At 25.9% G+C, this 26,970-nt stretch carries 17 protein-coding genes and 8 tRNA genes; 9 read left to right on the top strand and 16 right to left on the bottom strand.

Going from position 1 to position 26,970, the window contains the following annotated elements:
* Positions 1–184: 184 nt before the first annotated feature.
* From VBM87_RS02090 to VBM87_RS02065, 6 genes are all read right to left on the bottom strand, one after another.
* Positions 185–424 carry a hypothetical protein gene (locus VBM87_RS02090; protein WP_323177170.1) on the bottom strand — a complete coding sequence of 80 codons (240 nt, stop codon included), beginning with the start codon at positions 422–424 and terminating at the stop codon, positions 185–187.
* A 153-nt stretch (positions 425–577) separates the two neighbouring features.
* Complete coding sequence (locus tag VBM87_RS02085; RefSeq protein WP_323177169.1) at positions 578–3,931, bottom strand: hypothetical protein; 3,354 nt, start codon at positions 3,929–3,931, stop codon at positions 578–580.
* A 3-nt stretch (positions 3,932–3,934) separates the two neighbouring features.
* Positions 3,935–6,550, bottom strand: coding sequence for a DEAD/DEAH box helicase family protein (locus VBM87_RS02080; protein ID WP_323177168.1), 2,616 nt, complete (start codon positions 6,548–6,550; stop codon positions 3,935–3,937).
* A gap of 2 nt (positions 6,551–6,552) precedes the next feature.
* Positions 6,553–8,646, bottom strand: a complete 2,094-nt coding sequence (locus VBM87_RS02075; RefSeq protein WP_323177167.1) for a site-specific DNA-methyltransferase — start codon at positions 8,644–8,646, stop codon at positions 6,553–6,555.
* A complete protein-coding gene (locus VBM87_RS02070; RefSeq protein ID WP_323177166.1) occupies positions 8,647–8,865 on the bottom strand; it encodes a helix-turn-helix transcriptional regulator in 219 nt (72 codons plus the stop codon).
* A 364-nt stretch (positions 8,866–9,229) separates the two neighbouring features.
* Positions 9,230–9,682 carry a GAF domain-containing protein gene (locus VBM87_RS02065; RefSeq protein WP_323177165.1) on the bottom strand — a complete coding sequence of 151 codons (453 nt, stop codon included), beginning with the start codon at positions 9,680–9,682 and terminating at the stop codon, positions 9,230–9,232.
* Between the two features lie 186 nt (positions 9,683–9,868).
* Here VBM87_RS02065 and VBM87_RS02060 point away from each other — a divergent pair.
* The 9 genes from VBM87_RS02060 (at position 9,869) to VBM87_RS02020 (ending at position 11,687) form a co-directional block, all read left to right on the top strand.
* Positions 9,869–9,945: transfer RNA gene (locus tag VBM87_RS02060), tRNA-Pro, on the top strand.
* 3 nt (positions 9,946–9,948) lie between these two features.
* Positions 9,949–10,025 (top strand) — tRNA-Ala (locus VBM87_RS02055).
* Positions 10,026–10,029: 4 nt separating this feature from the next.
* A tRNA-Met gene (locus tag VBM87_RS02050) sits at positions 10,030–10,106 on the top strand.
* Between the two features lie 27 nt (positions 10,107–10,133).
* Positions 10,134–10,209 (top strand) — tRNA-Ile (locus VBM87_RS02045).
* A 1-nt stretch (position 10,210) separates the two neighbouring features.
* Positions 10,211–10,303 (top strand) — tRNA-Ser (locus VBM87_RS02040).
* Between the two features lie 39 nt (positions 10,304–10,342).
* Positions 10,343–10,419, top strand: a tRNA-Met gene (locus tag VBM87_RS02035).
* A gap of 4 nt (positions 10,420–10,423) precedes the next feature.
* Positions 10,424–10,500 (top strand) — tRNA-Asp (locus tag VBM87_RS02030).
* A 1-nt stretch (position 10,501) separates the two neighbouring features.
* Positions 10,502–10,577, top strand: a tRNA-Phe gene (locus VBM87_RS02025).
* A gap of 138 nt (positions 10,578–10,715) precedes the next feature.
* The gene (locus VBM87_RS02020; protein WP_323177164.1) at positions 10,716–11,687 is read left to right on the top strand and encodes a lactate/malate family dehydrogenase; all 972 of its coding nucleotides are present in this window, start codon (positions 10,716–10,718) and stop codon (positions 11,685–11,687) included.
* Between the two features lie 81 nt (positions 11,688–11,768).
* On the opposite strand, the gene VBM87_RS02015 is transcribed toward VBM87_RS02020, so the two are convergent.
* The 10 genes from VBM87_RS02015 to VBM87_RS01970 form a co-directional block, all read right to left on the bottom strand.
* Positions 11,769–14,048 carry a putative immunoglobulin-blocking virulence protein gene (locus tag VBM87_RS02015; RefSeq protein ID WP_323177163.1) on the bottom strand — a complete coding sequence of 760 codons (2,280 nt, stop codon included), beginning with the start codon at positions 14,046–14,048 and terminating at the stop codon, positions 11,769–11,771.
* Positions 14,049–14,093: 45 nt separating this feature from the next.
* A complete protein-coding gene (mip, locus tag VBM87_RS02010; RefSeq protein WP_323177162.1) occupies positions 14,094–16,508 on the bottom strand; it encodes an Ig-specific serine endopeptidase MIP in 2,415 nt (804 codons plus the stop codon).
* A gap of 164 nt (positions 16,509–16,672) precedes the next feature.
* The gene (locus VBM87_RS02005) at positions 16,673–18,031 is read right to left on the bottom strand and encodes an MSC_0618 family F1-like ATPase beta subunit (RefSeq protein WP_323177161.1); all 1,359 of its coding nucleotides are present in this window, start codon (positions 18,029–18,031) and stop codon (positions 16,673–16,675) included.
* The gene (locus VBM87_RS02000; RefSeq protein ID WP_323177160.1) at positions 18,031–19,575 is read right to left on the bottom strand and encodes an MSC_0619 family F1-like ATPase alpha subunit; all 1,545 of its coding nucleotides are present in this window, start codon (positions 19,573–19,575) and stop codon (positions 18,031–18,033) included. Before VBM87_RS02000 ends, VBM87_RS02005 begins: the two co-directional genes overlap by 1 nt.
* A gap of 12 nt (positions 19,576–19,587) precedes the next feature.
* A complete protein-coding gene (locus VBM87_RS01995; RefSeq protein WP_323177159.1) occupies positions 19,588–21,576 on the bottom strand; it encodes an MSC_0620 family F1-like ATPase-associated subunit in 1,989 nt (662 codons plus the stop codon).
* Positions 21,567–22,025 (bottom strand): MSC_0621 family F1-like ATPase epsilon subunit, encoded by a 459-nt coding sequence (locus VBM87_RS01990; RefSeq protein ID WP_323177158.1) that lies wholly within the window; start codon positions 22,023–22,025, stop codon positions 21,567–21,569. Before VBM87_RS01990 ends, VBM87_RS01995 begins: the two co-directional genes overlap by 10 nt.
* Entirely contained in the window at positions 22,025–22,909 is an 885-nt protein-coding gene (locus VBM87_RS01985; protein WP_323177157.1) for an MSC_0622 family F1-like ATPase gamma subunit, read from the bottom strand. The genes VBM87_RS01990 and VBM87_RS01985 overlap by 1 nt, the downstream gene beginning before the upstream one ends.
* A complete protein-coding gene (locus VBM87_RS01980) occupies positions 22,902–23,432 on the bottom strand; it encodes an MSC_0623 family F1-like ATPase-associated protein (protein WP_323177156.1) in 531 nt (176 codons plus the stop codon). Before VBM87_RS01980 ends, VBM87_RS01985 begins: the two co-directional genes overlap by 8 nt.
* Positions 23,401–24,879 carry an MSC_0624 family F1-like ATPase-associated membrane protein gene (locus VBM87_RS01975; RefSeq protein ID WP_323177155.1) on the bottom strand — a complete coding sequence of 493 codons (1,479 nt, stop codon included), beginning with the start codon at positions 24,877–24,879 and terminating at the stop codon, positions 23,401–23,403. Before VBM87_RS01975 ends, VBM87_RS01980 begins: the two co-directional genes overlap by 32 nt.
* A partial coding sequence (locus tag VBM87_RS01970; RefSeq protein WP_323177154.1) for a putative immunoglobulin-blocking virulence protein occupies positions 24,845–26,970 on the bottom strand: 2,126 nt, incomplete at its 5' end. The genes VBM87_RS01975 and VBM87_RS01970, both read right to left, overlap by 35 nt.

The following is a 26,970-nucleotide window of genomic DNA, read 5'->3' as shown; positions in this document are numbered from 1 at the left end:
TTATTCTTTAAATTAGTAATATTTTGTCAGAAATTATAAAATTTATTTTCTTGAAAGCATTTTTATAAAAATTTTTGAACATCTTAAACTAATAAACTATACGACATTATGAAAAATTTTAAGTAGATTTAGAAATAAAATCAAGTAGTGATCTCATATTTTTTATTCTCTACAATTATTACATCTAAACTGTATCATTTTTCTGTGCTTTATGAATATTAATTCTTTCACCATACTTAGATACATAATCCGAGTTTATTAATGCTTCTACTATGATTTTTTTATATTCATTATCTAACAAAGGACATTTATCATTCCAAACAGTTGATAAACTGAAAATTTCTGAAACCGAAGATATATATTCTTTTAAATCATTTGTATCAATATTATTACTTATCATTATTTTAATCAATAATACTTTCATATTAATTCCTATATTTGATGAATTTAATATATACTTCATAAAAAATTTACTAATATTTTTGTGTTCTAATTTTTTCAATATATCTTCTTTGTTATCTAATGCCTCTATAAACTCTTTTTTAGTTCAAAATTCTTGAAGTTTTTACATATATAGTTAGCAATTTTTTACAGATAAATATTTTTTTATAATAGCCTCTATAATAGATTTTTTAGTTGAGTTTATTCTTTCAATTAAAACTTTATCTTTTATTTTATCTATTAATTTTAAAGAGTTTTCAACTGAAATATTACTATTAACTAGAGAATATACCAATTCATCTGTAATTTCATGTTCCAATAAAGTATCAATAACGACAACTTCCGACTCTTGATTATCATTAGCTAATAGAGTTAATTCTTTATAATATGATTTATTTAATAAAACTTCTATATTATTTTTTGTAACTTCAATTAATTTACGTTTAATTAGAATATTGATTCTATTTCGTGGTAATTCGTTGTTAATAGTACTTATTCCTGTATCTGCATACTTTATTGAATATTCAAAAATTTTATCACTTGTTGATGAATCGTTTATCAGATCATTACAAAGAGATACATTATTTTTTAATATATCTTTCTCATTACTTTCATTTAAATTATTATCTAAATATTTATTAAAATCTTCACTATATTCTTTAACCATGTTCAAATATATAACTATATTATCTAAACAAAATTTAATTTTGTTTTTATTCAATAAACGACCTAGTATTTCTGTAGTTATAGAACCATTCTCTAATTCTGATAAATTTGAAATGACTATATCATTTTTATCTACATATTTCAATTTATCTGCATCAGAAATATTAGAACCAAGAATTTGAAATAGTATATTTTTATCATTATTATAGTTGATTTCATTCTTATTTTCATTTATATAATTTGATACAATATCTGAAAAATTTTCTTCTATATACTCTTTACTTGTCTTTAATTCTGAAGATTTATAAATTTCATTCAATAAACTTCCATAATTTATTGTTTTTTCTAACATTACTTCAGCTATAAAAATCAAATTTTTCACGTTTAATTCATATGCTTTAATTTTCTCTATATCTTTCAATCTTTTTTTATCGCAATTTGTTCTTGATAAATTTTTAAACTTGAAATTTGCAGACTGAATGTTGTCAATGAACACTTCAAATTTTTCATCTGGTATTAAATCTACTATATTCTCATTCTGTTCTATATATTCTTTAAATTTAACTAAGTTATCTAAAGTTACTGTTTTGTTTGTCAAAACTTTAATTAAAATATTATTAAATATTTCAACACTTCCGGTGTCGCAGTAGTTCAAAACACGAATAAGTTCGTCTGACTTATTTTCAAGTAACATATTTGAATAATTTCCTACTAACTTCAAATCAAATTCATTCAAAATTTTTATTAAATCTTCATATTTATCATTTGCACCAACCGAGTCTGCTATAGCTAATAAATTTTCAGTTAGATTTTGCTCTAAACAATACTTCAACACTTTTTTATTCAAAATGTTAGCACGGCTGAAATCAGATATTTTTAAACGTTTTATTATTTCTATAGGTGTTTCTACATCTAAAAAAATGTCAAGTTTTTTTCCTTCTTTTAAGCCCTTCATGTAGATTATGTCATTGCGCTTTAATGTATTTAATCTATCTACATTAAAATTACCTTTATAGTATCAGTAAGTTTCGTCCAATAATCCTTCCACAATCAAAAATCTAATTAATGAAAAATAGTGATTCTCTAAAATATCAAATCCAGATATAGAAAATAATTCATCTTTTTCCTTGATGGTCATATTAGATATAAGTTCTTTATAACTATACATATCAATATTTTTTATTTGTTTTTGTAAATCTTCTTTATCAGAATTAAGCTTACTCATTTCAAGAGAAAAATCTTTTGGAAATTTATCAACATACGCTCTCTTTTCATCGTTTGTTAAAACGTATTTTTCTATAAATTCCTCATAGTTATAATCATAATAATATCCATTTTTATCAAAAAATTTATAGCGATGTGTATTTGATTTACTTCACTCTTTTAGAAATTTTGACATAGTTATTTCATCTATATTCCATACTGGTCTTACACTAAGAGGAATAATTAATGCCATTACATCGAACTTATCATTTTCAATTCTGATATTTATGAATTCAATCTTCTCATTAATTTTTTTTATTTTTTCTTTTAGATTCTTTGTTATATCTTGCCTATTAGAATCTAATTTATCAAATAGAGTTCTTACAAATCCTTTATCTTCTTGTAAAAGATCGAATTCATTTGGAAATATATTCTTTAGTGTTAATAAGGCAAACAACTTATTTTTTTCTAATTTAATTTCTCCTAACGGTATGAAATTAGAATATACAATATATTCATTAACTATATTTTTTAAAAGTCTCATATCGTCTACATATAATGCAATATCCGCTAATACATTATTATCTGGTGCATTTTCAATACTTTTGAAAAGTTCAACAAGTTCATTTTCAGATGTCTTTGAATCTACAATAGGAACAATAGGTAAAATAAAGTCAAAAAATTTGGTTCTGTCTTTTGAGAAAAATAGTCCATCTTTAAGCATATATACAAATCTAACCGGTGTTTCATCCCCCTTTATTCGTACATAGTGATTTAAAATAAAATTTAATTCTCGTAATTTTATATATATAGATATATTATTATATCTATCTAAATCTTCAAAAACAACAATTTTTGTTTTTGAACTCCTTAATAAATAAACCAACTCTTTTATGTCACTATCTAATACCGATTCGTCGTTATTATTATCATATACATTTGCTTCTGTTCCTTTAAATGATATTTTAGAAATTCTAAATTTATTTCCTCTATAAAACACATACAGATAATAAAACAATGGCACAATAAAAAATATAGCGCATAAGAACATCAGAAATATTTGATCAAAATTTTTATTAAATTTATTAACAAAAGATATAAATGTATCTCTTACGATTCAAAGCAGTATTGAACATATAATTGATAAAAAAGCCAATACTTGTAAACATATCTTTAGTTTACTTTTATTTGATTTAAATCTATATTTACTTAGTGGTATTTTTTTCGAATCTATTTGCGATAGTATTTGATTGATAAGTTGTCTTTCTACACGATTATCCTCATCTATTTCATCTGTTTTTTGTTGTTCAACGTAGTACTTTCCACTATCGCAATGCAAATCTAAATTTGATTTATCAATTAAAGATTCTTTTTTTAGGGTTTCATCTTTTATATGATTTTTATATTTCCCTAGTGAAACGGTAATTAAATTTTTTAATTCTTTGTGATAAACATAAGTATTCCATACAGTACTTTTACCTGAACCGTATATACCAGTAATAGCGATATTTTTTACATCATTATTACTAAACGCAAAATCAAGTGCTTCAGTATATATTTTTTTATTTTCACTTAAAATTTCTGGAGTAAGCGCATTAAACTTATTTTTTTGTTTCTCCATAGATTATATCTTCTCCATTCACTTATCAATCGCTTTCTCAAATTCCTCTACTTTATTATCTTTGTTAAAGAATGGTAATCCAATTATTTTATAATTGTCTGAAAAAAGTCCTTTAACTGAATGTTCTTTTTCGATTTGCATTAAAAACTTTTCTTTCCAAGCATCATCATCTAAAAATTGATTGCCTTTAGGTTCGATATATCCTTGATAAGTTAAAGCCCCTTCACTTATTTTCTTTCTTACAAAAAGCAAAAAATCAGGTTCAAATCTTTCTCCAGCTTCAAAAGAATATATAGCTAATTCAGCAATTCTTTCATTTCTTACAACATAAAATTCCAAATTCTTTTCTTTCAGTTTTGGCTCAATATTTGTTTTAAAATATTTTATAAAAAGTTTTTCCTCGCTTGTTCCATAATTATCATTAAATACATATCAACTTTCATTTGTTAAGTCTAATCTGTATTTCTCATTGGAGCAAGTATTTTGAGAATTTCCTTTTCCGCCATTTCCTTTTCCGCCATTTCCTTCAATTGATCCTAAACTAATTTTCTTATCTTTCAAAATCACTTTAAGTTGCTTAGGTTCGAATTCTTTGGAACCTACATATTCCGGTTTGATAGTCATAACATGAGATGCAACTTTTACTAAGGCATGCTTTACAGCTGAAAATAATATTTTTCCATTAACTTCATCTTGAGAATATGTTATTTCTAAATTGGAGTTTCCGAGAAATTCATTTGAAGTTAAAAACTCTCTCATTGATTTTAGATGCGGATATTTCTCTTTAAGTATATCAAAACGTAATTCCTCAAAGCATTCTATAGCTCCACTTAAAATATTATAGTCTATATCTTTAAACTTAATATTTTTCAATTTTGTATTACCACTATTTGTGCTTTTAGTATCATCACCTATAAGGTTTAATATTTTCCCTTTACCAGAAAGTGCTCTATAGTAATATGTTTTAGTCCTCATACTAGGTTCAATAGAACGCACATCATCTCTTTTTTTTAGCAATCTTTTATTAGCAAACACATAGCTCTTCTTATAAAAATCACTATTTTTAAAATCATCTTTAAGTTTATATTCTAAAATTATTGGATTAGCTGCTTGTAGTCCGGTTTCAACTAAAGCCTGTTTAAGTTCATAAATATAACTAGAGTCATTTTTGCTATGAAAATACATTGTCTCTAATATACGATTTTTATTTGAAATATCTCCATCATACTTTCTTTTAAATTTGTATTTCTCATCATCAGTAACAAATGGGCAATATCTCGCACCTCTTCCAATAAGTTGTGCTTCTTTAATAGTATAAGCTCCAATCTTACCAATTTTACCGCTTCCTTGTCTAGTATCATATAGACGGACAATATCAAATAGATTGAGCACATCTCATCCTTCATTTAACATATCTACAGCAAAGATAAGTCTGATTGGATTATCTAAATCTTCCAAAGAATTAACTAATAATTGCTTTTCCTTATTATTATCAGAAATTCCATTCATAATAATTGTGTTTTCTTCTGTAAATGCATTCTTTATAGAATGTTCTAATATCTCTAATGTGGAATCTTTATCTCTAAAATACTGAATTGCTTTTTTAATTTGCTCTATTTCAACAAATTCAAGATTAGCTAGTTCATATGTTGTAAGTTTTTTAATTTTTTCAAAAAATTCTATATAAAACTTTTCCGACTCTGCTATTTTTTGAGATTTTAACATGATAACTGGTTTTATATTTAACTTTAAATCAGCAAACAAAAAGCGTCTATACTCACTCATAACAAGTGCCATTAAACTACGAGTCCATAAATCTGTATCAGATGCAAAATTCTGAAAATCTTTTGTATATCCACTTTCTCTAAACGAAATAAGGGGATAATTAAAAATAATTTTATCTTTATACTTAGCTAAAACATTAGCATCTTTCAAATCGCAAGTAGCAGTAAATTCAAGCATAATACTGTCTTTATTTCTATATAAAGCATTCAATACTGAATACTCCCAACTTTTAATCACTTCATTCTCATCTTTTGTAGGTTTTTTAGTAAAAGAATTAATATGATGACTTTCATCAGAGATGAAAACAACTTTATTATTTTCAAAATCATCATATGTTATTGAATTTTCCTTAGATTCAAACAAATCCATATGCAGTTTTTGTGTAGTGGTAAAGATTATTTGAATATCATCTAAGTTGCCACCACTAAAATTATTAACTCGTTTTATTTTTATTTTGTTTCCTAAATATTCAATTTTTTCGTTAAATAAATATTTATTAGATAAAGGATTCGTGAAATTTTCAATGGTTTTTTCTAAGACATTCGTTTGATTAACAAAGAAAAGAAACTTCCTATATCCTTTAGTATAAAGATATAGTATAAGTCCTGCCATAATGATAGTTTTACCACTACCAGTTGCCATATGAAATAAATTATGAATCTGTTTATTCTTAGATTTATCAAAATTAATAATAAAATTTCTGAATGCTTCTTCTTGATATTCTCTTAATACTATTTTGTTAGATAATCCCTTTAAGATAATTTCAGGAACTTCTATAGGATCTGTAAAATTTTTATACGCAGAAATTTCTTCATGTAAAAATAATTTTTCCATTCCTATACCTCTTTATAAAATGACTTTGTAAAGTTCCTATCTTCTTCTGTAACATTAAAAATTTCATCTTCCATATCAGAATAATTTACATAGAGTTTATTTTTATCAACTAAACTAATGAGAACTTTTTTCTTATCTTCAAGTTTCAATGAAGCAAATTCTTCATCAACTTTCTCTAGTTCCGCTCTTGTAATATATGGAACGATACGTTCATCAGCATAGATTTCATTCTTTATTTCAGAAATAGTATCTTCTGAAGTTAATTGTATTTTTTCAATTAAAGTATTTGCATTTTCAAGAAGTTCACAGTAAACAAATGAACCCCCGCCTTGCCATTCTATAGTCTTAGAAATTCCTCCTTGCTCTCCATTAATAACTTTTTTCATTCTTTCAACTGTTATATCTTCCATATAGTCCATTTGCTCTACACCTATATATCTACGCCCCATTTTGTGTGCAACTGCTGCCGTTGTACCTGAACCGAGATGAAAATCTAAAACTAAATCATTTTTCTTTGTAGAACTATCAATTAAAATTTTTAATAATTCTTCAGATTTGGGAAAAGAAAAAGCAGGCATTCCAAAGAGTTTGTTTATTTCTTTTGTTCCTAATGTGGAACTTATATCAATATAACTTTTAAATGGTAATTCATTACCTATTAGACAATATTTAGCACCTTTTTCTTCTATTATATTTTCATTGCTTATATATTCTTTTTTAATTACTTTTTTATTTTCCAAAATTATTACTTTATTATTATTTCATAACTCTTTGAAATTATTAATACTTCAAGTTCAGCGACCTAAAATATTATTTTTTCTTTTAGGTGGTCTTATAGGTACATACCCCAAATTAATCAAGTATTCATCATCAAAATATATGTCTTTTTCCTGAGAATTAATATTAATATTTTCTTTATCATAATCCTCAATAGCTATAGCATGTTTAATAATTCTTTTATCTTTTTCAAAGAAAAAATTAAAAGAATTATATGATTTATTATTTTTTTTAAATATTTCATTAATATCTATTTGATTTGCATCTCCCTCAAAATAATAGATTGTATAACCTAAATTATTTCTGTCAATTAATCTATCATCTCCAGATGATGCTCCAGAGTCTCTTCCTAAATAATAACTATCTTCATAAATTTTCTTTTTTACATAATTAGTATATTGAACTAGCAAATCTTTATTATTTTTTGAATAACATAATATATATTCATGATTTTTTTGAATTTTTTTACTGTCATTTTGAGTCGTCCCTTTTAATTGAACAATATTCCCATAAAAATTATCTCTACCAAAAATATCATCCATCAAAACTTTCAAATAAGCTTGCTCATTATCGTCACATTGCACAAAAATAACACCATCATCTCTAAGTAGTCTTTTTGCTAACTCAAGTCTATTTTTCATAAATACAAGTCAGGTGGAATGATTAAATTTATCATTATAATTAAAACTATCGTTTCCAGTATTGTAAGGAGGATCAATATAGATGCACTTCACTTTGCCTTCATATCTTTTTAGTAGGCTTGAAAGTGCAATTAAATTATTTCCTTTTATAATTAAATTGTCATTTTCATTAAAAGTTATATTTTCTTCTATGCTATCTTTTGTATATCTCTTTGCTTTTGTAAATACTTTTGGTGCAAGCATTTTTGTTATCTCATCGCTTGCTATAGTTTCATTGTAGAAAATTTCATTTCTTTTCTGATCATCTTTATCTTGTCCACCTTCAAGAACACAATCTTTATATGGAAAATCTAAGACTACATCATTTATTGTTGAAATAAAATTTCCGTTATTCGTTAGTCCTATTTTATTTGTATATCTCGTATATGAATCTGGTAAAAATTCCTTAGACTCAACAAACCATGCAAAACCTTGTTTATCGAAAACTAGTGTTCCATTTACATCCTGGAAAAATCTTTTTTTAATTTTTTCATTTGATAAAAGCAAATTTAACAATTCTTTATTCATTGTCATTACATCACTATATACGATTGCTTTAAGCAATTTGCCATCATCAGAAATATACTTTGAATTTGTCCTTAAGGTTTCTTCAACTATTTCAAAAATATTTTTTGCCATTTATTTTTCCTCCAAGTTGTTTTTTTCAATACAAATCAAATCACCAATATCTGTTTTTAATTCTTCACAAATTTTGCCGATGATTGCAAGTGATACAGTTTCGCCCTTAACCATTTTTGAAATTGTAGTAGGGGAAATTCCTGTTTTATCAATCAAGTCTTTTTTCTTCATATTTTTATCTATTAGTGTCTTCCAAAGACCATTGTAATTGAATTTCATTTTGTTTCCTCTTGCTCCATATATATGTATTTTTTATACATATATATTATAAAATGAATCGTTATTTTGTTATAAAAAATAAAAGGTGTAGTTCGAAGACTACACCGTTTTTTACCATTTTATCATAATTATTAGAAATTTATTTCTTTACAATGATTTTGTTTTATAACTTGTATGGTTAATTTTATTTTTTATCAATTCATTTATGAACATTTTTAATAAAAAGTTTTTGTATCGTCCTTATAAATGTTTCCATGAATTGAAAATTTATTTTGTAATTTTTTTCTCCTTTTTTATTATTTTCATTATTATCAAAAATAAAAACTTCATTAGGAATACAATTAAACGCTTTACTAATTTTTATCTAAATTTTTAATTGATTTAATTTATTTTCTAAAATTTTAGCTATTGCTTCTAATTCGTTTTTTGTTTCCATATCAAAACGTTTTTTAATTGGTGAATCAATATCTAAAACACCTCATAATTTATTTTTAACAAATAATGGTATTACTATTTCACTTTCACTAGCTGAATCACAAGCTATATGATCAGCAAATTCATGCACATCATCAACTATAATTGTTTTTTGATTTATCGCTGCATGACCACATACACCTCTATTAAATGAAATTTCTGTGCAAGCTACTTTACCTTGAAAAGCATCTAAATACAAAATTTTATTTTCTGCACGATAAAAACCTGCTCAATTTAAATTATCAAAATTTTCGTAAATAAAAGCTGATGTATTAGCTAAAAGAGTGTATTCCTTTTTAATATCACTAATAAGTTCTTCAAAAATTTTAGTTTTATTAATCATTTTTATTCCCACCTTATAATTAATATTAGTTTCAATTCATTTTAATTTATATTATTATAATATATATGTATATATAAAATATGTATATATAAAAATTAACTAATAAAATTAAATTTAAAAAAATATATAAAAAAAATAAAAATGATTTTTTTTGTTATATAATGTATTTGCTTTTATTTTAAAAGCGGAGAAGTAGCTCAGCTTGGTAGAGCGCTTGGTTTGGGACCAAGTGGTCGCAGGTTCAAATCCTGTCTTCTTCACCATGTGGGGGATTAGCTCATTTGGCTAGAGCACTTGCCTTGCACGCAAGGGGTGGTGGGTTCGAATCCCATATCCTCCACCAAAATGGCGTTGTAGCTCAGTTGGTTAGAGCATCCGGTTCATACCCGGAAGGTCATGAGTTCGAATCTCATCGACGCTACCAATTATGGAATATGCCTAACTGTTAATTGGACCTATAGCTCAACGGTTAGAGCAACCGGCTCATAACCGGTTGGTTACAGGTTCGAATCCTGTTGGGTCCACCATGGGTGATTACCCAAGCCTGGTTGAAGGGAGCAGTCTTGAAAACTGCCAGGGGCTTCACGGCCCGCGGGGGTTCGAATCCCTCATCACCCGCCATTCGTTTTCTAACGAAAACACCAAAACAAATTTATATATCGCGGAGTGGAGAAGTTTGGTATCTCGCAGGGCTCATAACCCTGAGGTCGTTGGTTCAAGTCCAACCTCCGCCACCATTATGGTCCAGTGGTAAAGTGGTTTAATACGTCTCCCTGTCACGGAGAAGATCGCGGGTTCAATTCCCGTCTGGACCGCCATGGCTCTGTAGCTCAGTTGGTAGAGCAACGGACTGAAGATCCGTGTGTCGCTGGTTCGATTCCTGCCGGAGCCACCATATCAAAGTACAACTTCGTTTCAAACGAAGTTTTTTTATTATTTTTAAACAATAAATAAATTAATAAATTTAGTATAATTAAATTTGAATTTTATTTTTATTTAGATATTTTATTAATAATTAAATAACTGAGGTTTTATGAAAAAAATTATTGTTATAGGTATGGGAAATGTAGGTACTACATTTGTCAATATAGCTTTAGCTAGAGGTTTACAAGCAAATTTTGTTTTTGTTGATAAAAATGAAGAAATTTGCCAAGCTCATGTGCATGATTTTCAAGATATGATTGCTCTAATGCCTCGTAATAATTCTACTTTTAAAGTAGGCACATTATTACAAGAAGCCAAAGACGCTGACATAGTAATTGTTACCGCATCAATTCCTGCTAATAAAGATTTTAGTGATCGTTTAAAACTAGCTGAGGCTAATTCAAAATTAATGAAATCTTTTGGTGATCAATTAAAAGAAGCTAAATTCAAAGGTGTAGTTATAGTTGCGGCTAATCCTTGTGATGTTATGGCTTCAGTATTTACTTATGCGTCAAATTTACCATTTAAAAAAGTTATTTCTACAGGAACATTGTTAGATTCTGCACGTTTTAAAAAATTTATTGCTCAAAAATTTAATATTAATGCCGATTCTGTACAGGCAAGTATTTTAGGAGAACACGGTTCAAGCGCTATTCCTCTTTGATCTACTGTAAAAATAGGAGATGCTACTTTAGAAAATTTACTTAAAAGCAAAAAACTTAAATCTAGCGAATTAAATCAAATATTAAAACAAACTATTGATGAAGCTTTCTATATTTTTTCAAGAAAAGGCAATACTCAATTTGGTATTGGAACATCTTTATATGAAATTACTGATGCTATTTTAAACAATAAAAAACAAGTAATGAATATTGGTGTAAAATTACCTGCTAATTACAAAAACGCAGGAATTTATACCTCAATACCAGTTATTGTTGGAAAAAATGGTTATGAGTATTTAAGTGTTAAACCTAATTTTAATAATAATGAATTAAAACGATTTGAAGCATCAACATCTCATATGGCTAAAGTGCATAAAGATACTTTAAAATTAATAAACATTGATATGGATTTTGAATAAGTATTAAACTTATTCTTTTTTTGTTTTATTTTAGAAAAACAATAATAAAAAAACTGCTGTATAAGCAGTTTTTTAAATATATTAATCGAAAGAAACAATAGAATTATCAGCACTATTATTAAAGCCTGCAGGTTTTACTTTTGCTATTTTATTAAATTGTCTAAAGGCTTGTGAATCATTTAATACTCGAGCTATTGTGTCATTATCTACATAAACTGTTTGAAACACATCTTTTCCAGATTCAATTAAGCCGTATAACTCTACACCTCAATTATTACCTAAGTCAACAGCGTTACCTTTAATATATAAAGTGTTAACTGGTTGTGGTGATACAAAGTATAATTTTGGTCTTTCAGGACCTTTAATTAACATAGCCGATCATTGTTGTTTGTGTAATTTTGAAGCATCAACGCTAAATACATTAGTTTTATTATAAAGTGTTAATTTTTTAAATACTCTAGTGTAAAAGTTCATACCTTCTAAACTTCTTATTTGAGGTAAATTAGAAAAGTCTAAATAAGTAGGTCATGAACCATCTCCGAATTGACCTTGAAAAATTCTCTCACCATATCTATCTTTAAGAGCAATTTTTAGACCTTCATTAATTTGTTCTAAATTCATATTTTTATCAAATTTAAGAGTATTAAAAACAATTGATCCTGGCATATCTTTATTATTTGGTACATGTGTACCACTAGTAATTGACTCATGATTATAATCAAAAGTAATTTTTTTAACACCTCTTAAAGCATAAGGGTTAATACCTCAATCATCAGCTATTGTATTATTTGAGTTATATAAATCTAATTCTTGAATAGTTTTATCCTTTAATCCAATTAATGATGAAGTATCTTTACCTTCAAAAAATAAAGTTAATTTTTGAATTGAATTAGGCATTTGAGCAAGAATTTGACTAAAGTCTTTGTGTTGATCAATTAACCCCATATTTTTAATTACAATACCATCAATTTTTTTGTCGTTAGTTTCAGCGTTTTTAAGAAATTGTAAGAAGCTATTGTAACCTTTTATATTAGATGCATCTAAAACTGCTATTACTTTTTTATCGCCAATTTTACTTTTAGCAAATTCTCCCTCAGGAGTATATTCTAATACTGTAATACCATTTGATGCATTAGCACCATATCTAACATAATTTCTAGTGACATCATCTTTTCTAAAACCTTCATAGTTCATGTCTTTAATGCTTGCTGGGGTTCTGGTTCATTCAGTATTATAAGGGAAATATCTGCTTTCATGATCTTGGATAATTTTATTTCTTACTACATTATCAGAAATATCAATAAATCCTCATGAGTGTCCTGAACCTCAATGAATACTTGGTACCATTCCTTTTTCTAAGAAGCTATCTAAATTTCTTTGAATATCAGCTCACATATTTTTAAAATCTAACGGGAAGTTATAAGCATCATTTATATATGGTCAACCAATAGCTTTAGCTTTTTCACTAGTTGGGCGTCCATCATTTGCATATAGATTTTCAAGTAAAACAGTTCAATCTTGTTTTTTCTCATTTTTTGTTGCTGCATTTAATTTTCTAATTTCATAAATTGCATCATTAATTTGTTCAATTTCTTCTTTAGTAAATTTAGATGGAAGATTTTGGGTAATGTTAACTAAAGTACTTACTGATTTTTTAAGAGTTTCTTTTTGTTTAGCTGTTAATTCACCTTTTGGGTTTTCTTTTGGTTTAGTAGTACTAAAATCAAAATTAGGTAAACTATCAATATTTACATAACCTTCATTTGCTTTAGGTAGTTGATTCTCTATTGAAGGAGGTTTTGGTATTTCTGGAGCAGGAGCGGGTTCTGGATCTGGTTCTGGAACCACTACAATTGGTTGATCAATTACAGGAGGCGGTGTTAAAGGATTATCTACATGTTCTGGAACATCAGTAAATACTTTATTGTTTGGGTCTTCTTCTGGATCATTTGGTTCTGATTCAACTGGATCAGGCATTGGTTTTGGATCTGGTTCTTCAGGTTCTCTAGGTTCTCTAGGTTCTTCAGGTTCTCTAGGTTCTTCAGGTTCTCTAGGTTCTTCAGCTGGTGGAGCAGGTTCGGGTTCTTTAGGTTGATTATCTACAGGAGTATTCTCTTCGATTTTTTCATCTTTAATTTCTTTTAAATTATTATCTTTGTTAGATGAATTTTCATCGCTTACTTCTACATTGTTAGTATTGATAACTGAGTTATCACCTCTGGAAGCAATAATAACATTAAGATCCATAGCTTTATCGCTTGAATTATCACTAATTATTTTAGCTGTTACACCTCCAGCTATTGTTATCGCTGAGATTGCTCCCAAGTTAATAAACAATTTAATTCTTTTGGCTTTTATCATGCTTCCTCCTTTGTTTAAATTGTATTATTTTTTAAATAAGTAAAATTACTTATTAAATCTAAATTCTTGTGGAATTTGATCTTCACTTACTCCATTAGGAAATAAAGCGGTTTTAATATCTTTATTTAATGATTCTAAAGCTTGACGATATGATGTTCTTTGATTTGGGCCACCACCGTAAATTAAGTCATAAGCTTCTAATTTGTATTTACCGTAGAAATCATTATAAGTTTCTCCTTCGCTTCTAAAAGCTTGAGTATATGCTGTTAATGATACTCCAGCTCCATCTGCTGTAGCAAAGTTAATACCTACTATTTTATTATCTATAGTTCTTACACTAGAACCTGATGCTCCACCTAAAGGTTGTCATGAATTAAGTGAATATCCTAAACCGTAATTGGTATATTGATTACCTTCATATGATGATTCAGTGTCTTTAATGTAGTTATATACATAACCTTCATTACTTTCAGAACGTATTAATGGACTTGCTATAGTATAGTCTGTAATACCGGGCATATTTAAAAAGGTTCTAATACCTAGAGTTCTATTAAATCCTCCGCCATATTCTTTAGTTGAAACTCTACCAGTTTCTTCTCTACCTTCGCCAATATAAATTGGTTTATTAATTCATAAACTTTGACTTGATTTTTCTAATAAATCTTCGGTTTGATTATAAGTAGGTGTTATATAACCATCAGTTGAAGAAATAGGAAAACCTACTGAAATTAAATTTAAATTACTTTTAGGTAAAGTAATTTTTCTATCGTTAGTTAAAGTTACATCACTTATTGTTGCTTTTGCATCTTCCTCATAAGTTGCTTTAAGCGATTTACTAATAAAGCTTATTTGTTCTTGTTTGTCTCATTCTGCATAACCAGATGTCATTAATTTAGCTAATGCTTGAGCATTTTCAATTGGTTTTTCTTCAAAGAAATCACCAGTACCTGTATTTTTTACATATTTATAATCACTATCATCTGTTTTTTTGAAATTAATTTCTAAAACAGCAAAATCCGCTGATTCTTCAATTTTACTTATTGGTGAAGAAGGATCTACATAATCTTTAGGGCTAGTTTTTAAGAAATCAACTCCGGCATAAATTAATTTCACTTGATCAGGTGATAAATGAACTTTTTCTACTGTAGGAGCAATAGCATTAGTTCTTAATCATTGCTTTAAAGGAGTGTCTTCGTTAAAGTGTGATAAAGAAACTATTTTAGTTGAACCTAAAAAGCCCGCTTTTAAATCTTTAGCTGCTTTATCATAATTAATTCTAAATTGCAAGTCTAGTTTATTTCATTCAATAGTAGCATTTGCATTTTGTTTTTGATAAGCTGCTGGTAATTCAACATCTTCAATTTTTTTAATTAAATCTTCATATTTCTTAGCTTTAGTAGTTTCACCATTTGTTTCAGCTTTTTGCTTTAAACCAAGATATTTATTTTTTTCTCTATATAAATGTTCAATTTTTTCTTGATATGGTTTAGTTAATTCTTTTCATTTTTTTTCACCAGCATCAAAAGCTGTTTTTGCTTTTTGATAACGTTGTACTTCAGCTTCTTCATCGACAATGTTAGTAAATCTTGAACCATCGTTTTCTTTTTTCATTAATGCGGCTGCAACGTGAGCATTTGTTGCTAAGTATCATTTTGTTGGATATCCACTATCATCTAATTCATAATCAAGAATTCAAGCAGTACCTTTATGAGTTAAAGAACTATATTTTTGACCACCTTTAACTTTAGTCATTTCGTCATTAACATTGCTAAATTCAATAGCAAAAGTTTGTAAAGCTACTTTTTTATAAATTTCATTTGGTAAATATCTAGGTATACCTCTATTACCAGGCACTGAATTTCAGTAAGCTGCTTTTGTTGAGTCTCTAATTGGATTAATGTAAAGATAATTATCTTTATTAACTACTGAAAAATTACGTAAAATAGCGCTTTTATAATCAGGTTGTCCAGCAGCTTCTGCTTTTTTGTTATATTCTTTTATTTGACTTTCACTTAAAATTGGTAATTCATAACGTTCGTTTAATCTCTTTTGTAAATCATTAAATTCTCCACGCAAATCTTCTAAAGCTTTAACATATCCTTCTAAATCGACTTTATTTCTTTCTTCTGCTGAAAGTCTGTTATAAGCATTAATATCTTGCTCTGCTAAATCAGGTTTACCAGGAATTCTACCATGAGTAGTGCTACTTGATTCTCCTCCTGTACCGCGGAAAGTTGGAAAGCTTGGTTCAGGTGTAACTGGCTCACCCGGATCAGCTATCGGAGGTTGATTAGGATCACTTGGTGTATTAGGATTATTTTCTTTTGGTTCTGATGGTTTATTATTATTCGGATTAACTGGTGTATTAGTTGTATTACCATTACATGCTGCAGCTAAGGGAGTTAGTGTACTAAGTAAAATAATGTTACTCAAAAAGAGTTTTTTTAATTTACTTTTCATTTGATCTCCTTTTAGAAAACAATTTTCTAAAATCTAACTTTTAATTTATCCTTATATCTAAATTATAATTCTTTTAAGAATTATAAGTTTTTAAAGCAAACAAAAGATAAAATATTAAGTCTCTAAATAAGCAAAAAAGTTCAAAAAGTGAACTTTTTGCACAATTATTTTTTAATTTCGTCTACTGAAGCAATGTAAGAAAATTTTTCAGGGTTCAGTTCTAAAAATTCACCTTTAAGAATTCTCTCTACTGAAGAAATAGTATCTTCTAGTGACACAAACACACCACTTCTTAAAGTAAAGTGTTCAGTCATAAAGAAATTTTGTGAGAAAAAGTTTTGTAATTGTAAAGCTTTTTTAACAATAGTTTTTGACTCATCGTCTAATTCATCAAAACCTAAAATAAGCATAACATCTTCAATTTCTTTATATTTTTGCAAAATATACTTAGTTTCTAAAATTGCGTTGTAGTGACGTTGTCCAATAAATTCTGGGTTAACATTATTCGAAGTTGAAACAAGTGGATCAAAAGCTGGAAAAATATTTTTAGCACTAATTTCACGTGATAACACAAGTGATGAATTAAGGTGATTAAATACAGCAACAGCAGAAGGATCAGATAAATCATCCATTGGTAAAAAAACAGTTTGAAATGAAGTAATAGAACCATTTTCATTGCTAAAAAGTCTTTGTTCTGCTTGTGAAATTTCTGTATTTAAAGTAGCTTGGTAACCACCAATTGATGGTTTTTTATCTAAAGAAGCAGCAACTTCATTACCAGCTTGTAAGAAACGAAAAATATTGTCAATAAATAATAATACGTTTTCTTTATTGTTATCTCTTAAATATTCAGCTGCAGTAATACCAACCGGTACAATGCTCATACGTGCACCTGGATTTTCGTTCATTCTTGAAATATACATAGTTGAATTATGCATTAAATTTGATTCAGTTAAATCATTGTATAGTTCAATAGCTTCTCTTGAACGTTCACCAGAACCTATGAAAATAGCTGAAGTATTTTCTTTTTGTTTTGAAAGATTAAAAATAATTTCTTTCATTAAAACAGTTTTACCAACACCAGCTCCACCAAAAATACCAATTTTATCACCATCAAAAATAGGTACAAAAAAGTCAATAGCTTTAATACCAGTAACTAAAAGTTGTTGTTTTTTAGTATAGTTAGTATTAGTTTTGATAGTAGAATTCATTTCTACTTTAGTTACATCTTGTTTTTCAGGTTGACTTAAATTATTACCTAAAATATCATAAATGTAACCTTTAGATTTACTACCTACTGACACTAGGAATGAATGATTTAAAGCAGTTATTTCTTCATTAATAGCTAAATTATCTTTTAAGTCAACTATAACAGCTAATAAAGTGTTATTATCAATAACTTTTTTAACTAATAAATATGAACCATTAGCAGATTTTAATAAAGTGTTAATAGCTGGTAGTTCTTGATTTTTAAATGTTACTTCAATAACATCTGATCAAATTTTCGAAATTTTAGCACTCATTATTTTTCTCCTACTAATTTAGCATGTATTGCATCAAAGCTTTTTTCATTAACTATTGCAAAGACTTTTTTAGTATTAATTTTTCAATTAAGTTTGTATTTAAGAGCATATTTACTTAATAAATAAGCAAAATATTCTTTTACTAAGTTTTGATCCTTGACTTGATCATTAATTAATTCATTAACTACCTTAGCACATTCTGCATTAATTTTTTCATATTCTACTAAGAAATTAATTGCCATCCAAATATCTTGATCATTTAGAGTATTTAAAATGTTTCATTCAATTAATTTAGCTACTAAGAACATATGTTTTTCGTTATATGACGTAACACCTTTTTGATTAAACATTTTTTCTATTTGTTCACCACTTAACATTAAAGCATTAATATCATCATTTAAGTCATACTTAACTGCTACTAATTTAGCTTGTTTTTTAAAAGCTCTATAAAGCTTACCAATAGTTTTAGCAGTACTGTTCATTAATTTATTTTGTACAGCTCCACCAATACGAGAAACAGATAAATTCACATCAATAGCAGGATATTTATTTAAAGCAAATAATTCACTATTAGTTACAATTTGTCCATCAGTTATAGAAATAACGTTTGAAGCAATTAAAGAAGTAATATCATTATCTACTGTTTGTAATATTGGTAAAGCAGTAATTGATTTACGATTTTTAAATTTACCACTTCTTTCTAATAATCTCGCATGAGCATAGAACATATCACCAGGAAAAGCTTCTTTACCAACTGGTTTATTAATTAATAAAGCAATTTCTCTATAAATATTTGCATGTTTAGTTAAATCATCAAAGACAATTAAAACATCATTTTCATAAGATAAATTTTCAGCATGAGCCATTGCTATGTATGGAGCTAAATATTGTTCATATGGTTTTTCACTTGGAGCATTGATTACAATGGTATATTTATGTGCATCATGTTTTTTTAATAAAGCATAAACATTAGCAATTTCATTTTGATTTTGACCAATTGCTACATAAATACATTTTACGTTTTTATCTTTTTGATTAATAATAGTATTTAAAGCTATAAATGATTTACCTGTTTTTCTATCACCAATAATTAATTCTCTTTGTCCTTTACCAATAGGTATAAGTAAATCAATTAATGAATAACCAGTATTTAATTGTTCTTCTAAAGGTAAATAAGTCATTAAATGATTATTTACATTAAAAATATGACTTTTTTGAGGAAGAAAATTAACCAAATTTAAATTAATAAATTCTTGCGGGTGTAATATTTTGCCATAAATATCAATAATTTTGCCAAAATAATCATTAGTAGTTTCAATAGTTTGATTACTATTAGTTGCTTTAACAACTTCAGAACCAATTTTATAATTTTCTTGATTTAATTTAATTAAACAAAAAGCTTTATTTTCACTAGCACAAATAACCATTAAAATAGCATCTTTATTATTAGCTAAATGATAAAGTTCATTTTGTTTAAAAGAACTTTTGCCGCTTATTTCAACAACATAATCATAAACAGCTGAAATATATAATTTATTTTCCATTATTTAATTCCTTTATTTTTTTTGTTTTTTAGTAGTTGAATTCATAATGCTTAATGTAATCACACTAACAATTAAAACGGCAATAACAACACCTAAAGTAATTAAAGTAGTAGTGCTTGTAGCATTTGATGTTAAATTTTGTTTGATGATTAAATCATTATAAGCTTTTAAATATTGCGTACTTTCTTGTTCTAAATTATCTTGATCTAAAGTTTTATTTTGTGTTAAAACTGCTAAATTTAAAAATTGTTGTTGTAATAATGCTAATTTAGTAGTAAAAGTTTTAAATTGTTCTTGATCAAAATTATTTTCACTATTAATGCGATCTAAATCAAGAATTAAAAGTGGTAAAGAATTAATTGCTTTATTTAAATTTTCAATATTTAAATTTAATAAGGCAAAATTTTTAGTAATAAGTTCATTTAATTGAACATCTTTTAATTGTTTTAAGTAATTGTTATAAATTTCTCGATAAGTACTTGTTAAATAACTAAAGTATGATAAACGAGAAATAGTTTGATTATGAATAGAATTAGTAAATAAATCTGCCATTAAACTAATTAAATTTTCATTTGTTAATTCATTAGTAAAAGTTTCATTATTAGCTTTAATAGTTGTATTGTTTTTTTGATCTTGAATTAATGCATCTTGTAAAATTTTAAATTGAGATGAATTAATTGTTTGTATAGCTAGAAAAATTTGATTAAAAACTGCTATTGATAAATTACGATTCCCTAAAACGCTTAAATCTAAATCGGCTTTAATATTCAAAGCATTATAATAATATTGCATCATTTGATTTATTGCATTAGAAGCAACTTCTAATGATTGTACATATTTACTATCATTATATTTAGTTACTGTTTTTTCATAAGTAGTTTGTGTGTTATTGGCATTATTTGTTAGTTGAATTGTTGCGAGTAAATTACCATTTTGATCTTCTCTTAATTCAATAACACGATAACTAATACTTTGTAAAATAGGATTAAAAAAGAAAATTGCATCTTGATTAAAAATATTACTATTAGTTTTTAATAAATTAATTAGATTTTCATTACTATCTAATAAATAATCAGCTCTTAAAATAGGACTTAGCCGCGGTACATTTTCTTGAGCCACATCAATTTCAATACCTTCAACAGGTTCTGGATCTATTGGTAAAATAGGGGGAATTGGAGGTTGCGGCATTTCTTCTGGTTCATTGAATTCTTTATTTTGTTTTAAGTCAAACTCTAATGATCTTTTGTTAATATTATTTGCAATAAAACTATCAAAATTGTCATAACCTTCTGGAGGTAATAGTTCTATTGACCCATCTTCTTTAACTACGAATCTTTTTTGATTATTTTCATAATTAGGAAAATCATTTTCATTTACAAAAATAGTTTTTCATTCATTTGCAAAATTAGTTAAATAAGTTCCATGTTGCAATAAAATTTCTTCTTGAGTTAAATTATTTTCAGTAAGTTTTTTTTCTTCTCCATAATCAATTTTACTGTTTTTATCTATATCCTTAGTTTTAGCATAATCTAAAGGATTGTTTTGACCAATCATTACATTATCATAGGGATTTTCTAAATATTCAACATTAGCAAAATAATAAGAAGGGCTAAATAAAAGATCATCAAAAATAAAATTTAATCCATTTTTCAAAGGATCAGCAACCATTTTGTCTTTATTATTATTCAAATATTGAATGACTTTCTTTTGATAAGCTATTTTTACTAAATTTTCAACATTGGGTTCTGTTTCGTTTTTTCTCTCTAATTCTGCTATTTCTAAATCAATATTTTTAATAGCATTATTTAATATTTCAGGCAATCTTTCTGATATTATTTGTTTTTGTTTTTCTTTTGCTGCTGCAAAATCAGTTTTTTCTTTAGGAGCATTTTCATTATTAGTATTATTTTCAGAATTATTATCTGTTTGTGCTGATAAAGCAAAAACAATTGGAATAGTACTAATAATAGGAGCAAAAGATAAAAGTTTTTTTATTTTCATGGTTCCTCACATGCGAAAAGAGAGAAATAAATTTGAGCTTTTAAACGATAAGCTTTTTGTTTTAAAATTAGTAAATTAGCAATATTGCTTGCGTTATTACTATCATTAATTTGAAATGTTTTTAAAAGAATGTCTTTTTTCAATTTACTATATTCTTGATTAAGTTTTTTTAATTCATTTTTATTTTTATCATTTTGTTCATAAACAAAATATTCTTGATTGTAATATAAATTTATTTGACCTTTATTACTTTGAATTAATAATGAATCAAAGAAGATAAAATATTCTTTTTTATTATAAGTTAAAGAACATAAAACATTTTGAAAACTTAATAAAGCATTATTTTCAATTTTATTTCATTTATCATTTAAATTAAAATTAACTTTAAAATCAGTTGCTTTTACTGTTGTTTGAATATTTTTAGCAGATAAAAGATTTAATTGAATCATTATTTTTTTCCGCCTTTTTCATGTAATAAATCTTTTTTCTTAGATAGAATAGAAATTTCTTCAATTTCTTTTTCTCTTTTAGCTTTCAATAAAGTTCTTTTTTGAAATTTAATTTTTTCTTCAAGGTCATTTAAAGTACTATTTTGTGCAACCAATTTATATTTTTCGTAAATTAATGCTGATTCAGTTAATAAAGTATATAAAGCAAAAATTAAATATGATTCTAATTCAGAATTAATAAATTCATCTAAATTCTGTCCTATTTTATGAGAAGATAAATTTGATTTAAATAAAGATGAAGATTGATGATGCTCTAAGACAAAATTATTTTCGTAAATAGGTAATAATTGAATATGTTTTTGTTTGATTTTTGAAGAATTAATTATAACATTTAAATTAACAAAATCTTGAGTTTGAAAACTATTAATAATAATTTTAGGTAGAATTTGACTTAAATAAGTAATTTCATTTTGTTTGTAACTGAATAATATGTGATAATTATGTTTTTGTGCAAATCTAATTGCTCTTTCGCCAATTACAATAATTTGATCATTATTTTTATCAATAACATTAACTAAATGTTTTTCATGTTTTTGATATGAATTAGTACTATATTTTTCCTCTTCACTAATATAAACTCATAAAGTTTTTAATTTAGTAAAAGAAATTAAATTATTTTTTTTATTTAAAGTAGATTGATCAGCACTAAATTTTTTTAAAACTTCTTCAATTATGTATTTAGAATAATTCATACGATCTAAATAAAAACTAATTGATCTAGAAAGTTTTAATAAATTAACTAGAGTAATATTTTTGTTAGATTCAACAATTTTATAAATTTTTTTCAAGGAATTATATCTAGTTTCAATAGATTTTTTATTCATCGATAAATTTTTCCCCAATAAATAATTTATAGCCTAATTGACTTTTAAAGATAATACAATCTCTTAAAAACTCAATTTTAAAATTGTTATCTAATAAATTGTTTAAAAAAGTATTTAAATTTGCTTTTATTGCATCATTATTTGAAGTTAAATCAATGTCAGCAACATTTGAGTTAGCTTTAAAATCTATTTTAGGTACAAAAGCATTCAAATTAAATCTTGGATCGCGACTAAAAGTTAAAACAAATTGGTCCAAAACTAAATTCTTTTTTGACAAAAAGAAATTTTTTAATAATGTAAATAAATGATTTTTTAATTCTTCTTCAGAATAATTGAATTTTAAAGAAAAAGAATTTCAAAATTGATCATAGTCAATAAAATTATTAGTATTTTTTACATTATTAAATTCTTGTAAAATTTTGTTTTTATATTCTTGAGCTTTTTTATTAAATTCAAGAATAATTTTTTGATTATTGCTTATTTTTTTACTTTTAGTTAGATTTTTTTGAGACTTTTTGAACATGTTCTTTGCCTTTCTTAATGTTTTCTTTACTTATGATATTATTAATTATTTTAGTTAAAATAGCATAAATAATTGGTGAAATTACCATTAATAAACTTATAACTAAAGAAGCTAAAACAAATACGATTGCTATATCAAAAATATGTGTTCAAACTAATAAATAATAATTATTTTCATTCGTAGTTAAATATAATAAATTACTAAAAATCAAAATTGCACTACCCGCTATAAGATAAAAACTAAGAAGTAAATTTTCAAAATAATTTAATTTATATTTATTTTTTAAAAGTAGAGTTAAATAATTAATAAATACTAAAGTTAAACAAGTAATATTAATTATTAAGCGATTTTGAAAATTTAATAATAAATTTGCAATTAATAGTAAAAAAGAATTAATTAATAAATTTAAAATAAAATATTTTTTTTGGTCGAAATTATTAAATCATTTTTGTGAAAAAATAGTTAAAAAGATAAAACTTAAAGATAATAAAATAATTAAAGAAATTACTAAAACAAAAATAATTAATTCATTGTTATTTTCAATTTGAAAAATTAATTCTTTTGTTTTGGTTTTGAATAAAGCATAAAAAGCAAAAATTATCGATGCTAAAAATAACATTAAAAAGTTTTTAACTAAGTGTTTTAATATTTTATTTCTTATAACTGAATTAAAGATTTTATTTTTATTAGCAAAAAATTTATGCGCAATCATTAAAGCAAAAACAAAAATTAAAGCAAATATAATTAAATTTTTATAAATTGGTGTAACAACAAAAATCCTTTGTAAACGATTAATAAAAGAATTATTAATAAATATTGCGGTAATTTTTTTATCAGCTAAAAAAACTTGTAAAACATAAAAACCTATTGCAATTAAAACAATTTTAATTAATAAATAACTTATTTCTAAAATAATCTTTCTTAAATCTAAAGTAAAGTATTTATTTTGCATACTTAAACTAAAGAAATCATAACTTAAATCAATAATCAATAGTGGAATAATTACAAAAGAATTTTTTAATAAAGTATTAGCTTGTGTATTAGAATTAACATTTAAACTAAAAGCAAATAAAACTAATAAAGCTAAAGCATAAAGATTATAAAGAACATACCATGTAATATATTTAGAAAATTTTAAGTTATTTTTATTAACTAAAAAATAACTTTTCATAGTACTTATTATTATTAAAAGACCAAAGAGAATTACAGTATAAAATACATAGAAATTTGATCCTTTATGTAAAGTATAAGAAGTGTTAAACAAATCTTCATAAGAAAGTAAATTAACACTTAAATGCATCATAGCAAATTCAAATAAGAAGCCAAAAATAACAACAAAGATAAAGAGAGTAGATAAAGCTATAACTCTTAAAATATTTTCTTTTTCTCAATTGAATCTTAAAACTTTTGGATTAATCAAACGAGATGGTTTCACTATTTCCTCCATTAGTATCAAAGTTGCTTGGTTTTACAATTGCTGTTTTACCAAAAGTAGTAAAAGCTTGAGAATCATTTAATGTATTTGCCATTACTTGATTATCCACATATACAGTATTGAAAACTTCCTTGCCTGATTCAATTAATCCATAAAGTTCTGGACCTCAATTATCGCCTAAATCCACAGCATTGCCTTGTATATAAAGTGTATCAACTTTTCTAGGAGAAGCAAACATTAACTTAGGACGATCAGGTCCTTTAATTAATAAAGCTGATCATTGTTGTAAATGAAGCGTTTTTGCATCAACAGTGAAAACATTAGTCTTATTAAATAAAGTTAATTTCTTAAAAACACGATTATAAAAATTCATTCCTTGTAAACTTCTTATTTTTGGTATATTTGAAAAATCTAAGTAAGTTGGTCATGAACCATCACCAAATGAACCTTGAAAAATTCTTTCGTTAGATCTATCTTTTAAAGCAATTTTTAATCCTTCGTTAATTTGACTTAATGACATATCTTTATCAAATTTTAAAGTATTAAATACTATTGATCCAGGCATATCGCGATTATTTCCAGGAATGCCTGGTAAGCCAATATCATAGTTATAATCAAAAGTAATATTGTTTACTCCTTTAAGTGCATAAGGATTTATAGCTCAATCATCAGCTATAGTATTGTTTGAATTATATAAATCAATTTCTTGAATTTTTTTGTCTTTCAAACCAATTAATGATGAAGTGTTCTTGCCTTCGAAAAATAGCGTTAATTTTTGAATACTATTTGGCATTTTAGAAAGAATTTCACTAAAATCTTGATTTTCATCAAATAATCCCATGTTTTTTATAACAATACCATCAATTTTTTTTCTAGCTTTTTCAGCATCTAATAAGAAATTAAGAAAACTATTGTATCCCTCTTTATTTGTTGCATCTAAAACAGCAATAGTTCTTTTTTCATTAACATTACTTTTAGCAAAAGCTGAAGTAGGATTATATTCTAAAACAGTAATTCCTTTATTACTACTTGCTCCTAAAAATCTAAAAGTATTAGTAACATCACGTTTACTAAAACCTTCATAATCTAAATTTCTAATAGTACCTGAAGTACGTTTATATTCAGTATCATATGGGAAATATCTTTTTTTATTATCTGCAATTAATTTATTTCTTACTACGTTATCACTATGATCAGCAAAACCTCAAACATTACCGAATGAACCTCAGTGTAAACTAGGAACCATACCTTTAGCTAACATACTTTCAAGATCTTTTTGATAGTTTTCTCACATTAATTTAAATGATAAAGAATAATTGTGCCGATTGTCTTTATATGGTCAGCCGATAGCATTTGCTTTTTCTTCAGTAGTTCTACCATCACTTACAATTAAACCATTTAATAAAGAACTTCAATCATTATCTCCTTCATTTTTTGTATAAGCATTTAATTTTCTTATATCATTAATTGATTTATTAATTTCATTAATTTGTTCTGGTGTGAATTTTGCTGGAATATTTTGAGAAATTGTTACTAAATTATTTATTGCTGTTCTAATAGTTTTTTTGTCTATTTCACTTAATTGACCTTTAGGAGTTTCCACAGGTTTGAGTGTACTAAAATCTAAATCAGGTAATTTATTTATATTAACAATACCTTCTGAAGCTTGGGGCAACATATCTTCTATTGTTGATTTTTTAGGTTCAGGTTCTGGTTTGGGCATTGGCTGAGGTCCGGGTTCTGGAATAGGCTCCGGATCAGGCTCAGGTTCAGGTCGAGGAATTGGTTCTGGTTCTGGAACAGGTTCAGGTTTAACAACTATAATTGGTTCATCTACTATATCTTTAGGAGGTTCAGTATTTTCAATCTGTTTTGGAACATCAGTAAATACTTTTGTTTCTTCTTCTTTTTCATCAACATCTTTTTCTTCTGAACCTGAATTTTGTTTTTCTTGTTCATCATTTTGATTATTAGTAGATGGTATAACTGGTTCAATAGGTTCTTCAACCGGATTTTCAGATTTAGGTTCTAGTATTGGTTTAGGATCAGGTTCCGCTGGTTCGGGTTCCGCTGGTTCGGGTTCCGCTGGTTCGGGTTCCGCTG

It is taken from the genome of Mycoplasma sp. 744 (assembly GCF_034863305.1).
In the GTDB taxonomy this organism is placed as follows: Bacteria; Bacillota_I; Bacilli_A; order Mycoplasmatales; family Metamycoplasmataceae; genus Mycoplasmopsis.
The sequence above is the reverse complement of the archived record's forward strand: the minus strand, read 5'-3'. Positions and strand labels throughout refer to the sequence as shown.